Origin of the sequence: Collinsella sp. SGI.033, assembly GCF_050315135.1 — a bacterium.
Classification (GTDB): domain Bacteria; phylum Actinomycetota; class Coriobacteriia; order Coriobacteriales; family Coriobacteriaceae; genus Collinsella.
In genome coordinates this window covers 1-4,830 of sequence record NZ_JBNPOK010000039.1, presented here as the reverse complement: position 1 = coordinate 4,830, position 4,830 = coordinate 1, and the positions used below count along the sequence as shown (strand labels likewise).

At 63.5% G+C, this 4,830-nt stretch carries 2 rRNA genes; both read right to left on the bottom strand.

Going from position 1 to position 4,830, the window contains the following annotated elements:
• Positions 1–2,924: ribosomal RNA gene (locus tag ACQRC0_RS08550) — 23S ribosomal RNA — on the bottom strand; the annotation flags it as partial.
• A 398-nt stretch (positions 2,925–3,322) separates the two neighbouring features.
• Positions 3,323–4,828, bottom strand: a 16S ribosomal RNA gene (locus ACQRC0_RS08545).
• Positions 4,829–4,830: the final 2 nt, after the last annotated feature.

Sequence of the window (4,830 nt, the reverse complement as noted above, 5' to 3'; positions counted from 1 at the left end):
CCTTGCACCTGCCGTCTATCGACCAGGTAGTCTACCTGGGCCCTTACCGGAAGGAGAACTAATCCCTGGAACGGCTTCCCGCTTAGATGCCTTCAGCGGTTATCCGCGCCGCACGCGGCTACCCGGCCGTGCCGTTGGTCGACAACCGGTTCACCGGAGGTGCGTCCACCCCGGTCCTCTCGTACTGGGGGCAGCCTCCATCGATTCTCCTGCGCCCACGGAGGATAGGGACCGAACTGTCTCACGACGTTCTGAACCCAGCTCGCGTACCGCTTTAAACGGCGAACAGCCGTACCCTTGGGACCTGCTCCAGCCCCAGGATGCGATGAGCCGACATCGAGGTGCCAAACCTTGCCGTCGATGTGGACTCTTGGGCAAGATCAGCCTGTTATCCCCGGAGTACCTTTTATCCGTTGAGCGACGGCCCACCCACTCGGGGCCGCCGGATCACTAGAGCCTGCTTTCGCACCTGCTCGGCTTGTGGGCCTCGCAGTCAAGCCCGCTTGTACTCTTGCATTCAAAAGGACGGTTGCCGACCGTCCCGAGCGGACCTTCGCGCGCCTCCGTTACCCTTTAGGAGGCGACCGCCCCAGTCAAACTGCCCGCCTGGCACGGTCCCCGAGCCGGTTGACGGCCTCGGGTTAGGACGCCGGTCGCGCGAGGGCAGTATTCCAAGGGCGGCTCCCCGGGGGCTGGCGCCTCCGGATCTTCGCCTCCTGCCTATCCTCTACACGCGGGACCAGCGGCCAATGCCAAGCTGCAGTGAAGGTTCACGGGGTCTTTCCGTCCTTCCGCGGGTAAGTCGCATCTTCACGACCAGTGCAATTTCACCGGGTCCATGGTCGAGACAGCGCCCAAGTCGTTGCGCCTTTCGTGCAGGTCGGAACTTACCCGACAAGGAATTTCGCTACCTTAGGACCGTTATAGTTACGGCCGCCGTTTACCGGGGCTTGGCTTCGGGGCTTCGCCGAGACGGCTAACTCCTCCGCGTGACCTTCCGGCACCGGGCAGGCGTCAGACCCTATACGTCGCCTTGCGGCTTCTGCAGAGTCCTGTGTTTTTGGTAAACAGTCGCTTGGGCCTCTCCACTGCGGCCCGCCTCCGCTCCCGGAGCAAGTCCGTTCACGTACGCGCGGGCACCCCTTCTCCCGAAGTTACGGGGCCATTGTGCCGAGTTCCTTGACCATGGTTGACCCGATCGCCTCGGTATGTTCTACCCACCCACCTGTGTCGGTTTGCGGTACGGGCGCGCACGCGCCTGCCTAGGGGTTTTTCTAGGGACCTCGGGCTCACTCGCTTCGCTTAAGTGCTTCGTCCGGAGCCTCGCCCTCGATGCGGACCGGATTTCCCTGGTCCGCGGGCCGCGCTCCATCACGGGGACGTCCAGAACCCCGCCGAGCCACCCCCATCCGTCGCCCCGTCGGTCGTAGCGCCGCGTGCGCGGTGCAGGAATGTCTGCCTGCTGCGCGTCGGCTACGCCTCCCGGCCTCGCCTTAGCCCCCGACTGACCCTGGGAGGATTAGCCTTGCCCAGGAAACCTCGGGTTCACGGCGGACGAGTTACTCTCTCGTCTCTCGCTACTCATGCCAGCATTCTCACTCCCATGCGCTCCACCGTCGGTCGCCCTCCGGCTTCTCCGCCCATGGGAAGCTCCCCTACCGATTCTATAGATAAAATCCCGCCGCTTCGGTGTCCAGCTTAGCCCCGTGTATTGTCGGCGCATGTCCACTCGACCAGTGAGCTGTTACGCACTCTTTGAATGCATGGCTGCTTCTAAGCCAACATCCTGGTTGTCTGGGCGGACGCACATCCTTTGCCACTCGGCTGGAACTTGGGGACCTTAGCGGGCGGTCCGGGCTGTTTCCCTCTCGAGCACACAGCTTAGCCCACATGCTCTGACTGCCGCGCTCTGGGCCGCCGGCATTCGGAGTTCGGTTGGATTCGGTAGGCGGCGAAGCCCCCTCGTCCATCCGGTGCTCTACCTCCGGCGGTGAACGCGCGACGCTAGCCCTAAAGCTATTTCGGGGAGAACGAGATATCTCCGGGTTTGATTGGCCTTTCACCCCTATCCGCAGGTCATCGCCGCCGTTTTCAACCGACGTGCGTTCGGCCCTCCACGGGGTCTTACCCCCGCTTCAGCCTGCCCACGGATAGCTCACCCGGCTTCGCGTCCGCGGCGCGGGACTCAAGTCGCCCTGTTAAGGCTCGCTTTCGCTCCGGCTCCCTTTCGGTTAACCTCGCCCCGCGCCAGCGACTCGCTGGCTCATTCTACAAAAGGCACGCCGTCACACCGTAAAGGTGCTCCGACTGCTCGTGGGCGCACGGTTTCAGGTACTGTTTCACTCCCCTCCCGGGGTGCTTTTCACCTTTCCCTCACGGTACTGGTGCGCTATCGGTCACAGGGTAGTACTCAGGCTTGGATGGTGGTCCACCCAGGTTCGGACCGGGTTTCACGTGCCCGGCCCTACTCAGGGACCGCGTCGCGCCGTCCGGTCTGGGTTCGCGTACGGGGCTGTCACCCGCTGCGGCCGGCCCTCCCATGCCGTTCCGCTCCCCAGCCGGACCTGCGCCCGGGGGCGGCAGCCCCCGGATGCGCGGCCCTGCAACCCCGCCGGCGGAACCCCTGCCGGGTACGCCCGCTCGACGGTTTGGCCATCGGTCCCCTTTCGCTCGCCGCTACTCGGGGAGTCTCGAGATTGATTTCCTCTCCTCCGGGTACTTAGATGTTTCAGTTCCCCGGGTTGTCCTCCCCGGCCCTATGCGTTCAGGCCGGGGATATGCACACTGCTGTGCATGGGTTCGCCCATTCGGAGACCCCCGGGTCGAAGGATGTGTGCTCCTCGCCGGGGATTATCGCAGCTTGCCGCGTCCTTCATCGGCTCCCTGTGCCAAGGCATCCGCCGTGCGCCCGTGGTATCTTGCGGGACCGCTCCGGGCCCGCGGGATATCCACGTGTCGCTAATGAAAATTAATCGATATCATGAATAGCGCTCTCATGTCGCAATTCGGGTATCTCATACCGCGGCACAGCGTGTTCCACTGTGCTCGCGATCAGATGCTCCTCACTCATCAATGAGTGAATTCCTCTTGTTTGGATCGGATGAATGATTGCTATCATTCTCTATTTAATCGCAGAAAAGAATCGAGTCTGGAAGAGGATACTCTTCCATCTCTCTCCTATCGCTATGCGGCTCTCAAGGTACGCGGGTGCGACCCCGGGGACCGGGTGCTGCGGGGACGTATCCTGGCCAGACATCCACCGGACGGGCTCCTGCCCTCCATTCGAGTTAAAGTTTGTCTCTCTAAGAATGTATCTCCCTAGAAAGGAGGTGATCCAGCCGCACCTTCCGGTACGGCTACCTTGTTACGACTTCACCCCCCTCACCCTCCACACCTTCGGCGCCTCCCCCCTCTCGGTTGGGCCGGCGACTTCGGGTGCAGACGACTCGGGTGGTGTGACGGGCGGTGTGTACAAGGCCCGGGAACGCATTCACCGCGGCATGCTGATCCGCGATTACTAGCAACTCCGACTTCATGGGGGCGGGTTGCAGCCCCCAATCCGAACTGGGGCCGGCTTTCCGGGATCCGCTCCCCCTCGCGGGGTGGCATCCCTCTGTACCGGCCATTGTAGCACGTGTGCAGCCCAGGGCATAAGGGGCATGATGACTTGACGTCGTCCCCGCCCTCCTCCGCCTTGACGGCGGCGGTCCCGCGTGGGTTCCCGGCATCACCCGATGGCAACACGCGGCGGGGGTTGCGCTCGTTGCGGGACTTAACCCAACATCTCACGACACGAGCTGACGACAGCCATGCACCACCTGTATGGGCTCCTCTCGGCCACGGGGTCTCCCCCGCTTCACCCATATGTCAAGCCCTGGTAAGGTTCTTCGCGTTGCTTCGAATTAAGCCACATGCTCCGCTGCTTGTGCGGGCCCCCGTCAATTCCTTTGAGTTTTAGCCTTGCGGCCGTACTCCCCAGGCGGGACGCTTAATGCGTTGGCTGCGGCACGGGGGGATCGTCCCCCCACACCTAGCGTCCATCGTTTACGGCTGGGACTACCAGGGTATCTAATCCTGTTCGCTCCCCCAGCTTTCGCGCCTCAGCGTCGGTCTCGGCCCAGAGGGCCGCCTTCGCCACCGGTGTTCCACCCGATATCTGCGCATTCCACCGCTACACCGGGTGTTCCACCCTCCCCTACCGGACCCAAGCCGCGGAGGTTCCGGGGGCTTCGGGGGGTTGAGCCCCCCGCTTCGACCCCCGGCCTGCCGGGCCGCCTACGCGCGCTTTACGCCCAATGAATCCGGATAACGCTCGCCCCCTACGTATTACCGCGGCTGCTGGCACGTAGTTAGCCGGGGCTTCTTCTGCAGGTACAGTCTCGTCTCTTCCCTGCTGAAAGCGGTTTACGACCCGAAGGCCTCCGTCCCGCACGCGGCGTCGCTGCGTCAGGGTTGCCCCCATTGCGCAAGATTCCCCACTGCTGCCTCCCGTAGGAGTCTGGGCCGTGTCTCAGTCCCAATCTGGCCGGTCGGTCTCTCAACCCGGCTACCCGTTGTCGGCACGGTGGGCCGTCACCCCGCCGTCTACCTGATGGGCCGCGGAGCCATCCCCTCCCGTCGGGGCTTTAGCCCGGGCGCCATGCGGCACCCGGGGGTATCCGGTATTACCCGTCCTTTCGGGCGGCTATCCCGGGGGAGGGGGCAGGTTCTCCACGTGTTACTCAGCCGTTCGCCACTCGCTTCTATCCGAAGATAGGTGCCGTTCGACTTGCATGTGTTAGGCGCGCCGCCAGCGTTCATCCTGAGCCAGGATCGAACTCTCCGTCCAAA